Origin of the sequence: Saccharothrix sp. ST-888 (assembly GCF_000955975.1) — a bacterium.
Classification (GTDB): Bacteria; Actinomycetota; Actinomycetes; order Streptomycetales; family Streptomycetaceae; genus Kitasatospora.
On record NZ_JYJF01000443.1, the window covers coordinates 1 to 381 of the forward strand.

General features: G+C 69.6%; 1 protein-coding gene. It reads left to right on the plus strand.

The window, feature by feature from the left end; all coding sequences use genetic code 11:
* On the plus strand, positions 1–226 hold a 226-nt coding region (locus UK12_RS42030; protein ID WP_045306973.1), incomplete at its 5' end, for a hypothetical protein.
* Positions 227–381: the final 155 nt, after the last annotated feature.

Sequence of the window (381 nt, forward strand, 5' to 3'; positions counted from 1 at the left end):
GCTCGGTCTCGACCCCAAGATCCTTGACCTCTACCACGGGACCACCAAGTCGGGGCCGGACAACATCGTCGGCACGTGGATCGACCCGCAGTTCAAGCCACGCAGGATGTACTTCGGCAACGGCGGCTTCTACGTGAGCCAGCGCCGCGCGCAGGCGGCGGCGTGGGCACACTCGATTGCGAAGGGCCGTGCCGGTCTGAAGTGTCGGTCTGCCTGCCGGTCGTAGTAACGGACGCCGTGTTAGTGCAGCCCTGCCTCGCCGTCGTGGTACCGCCCGCGGAAGCGCAGCGGCCAGTCCACTGCCCGGGCCCGACCGTCGGGCGCGGCACCCCGCAGGGTGGTTTCGGACCGCCAGGCGATCCGTCCGTCCCCGTCGACGAG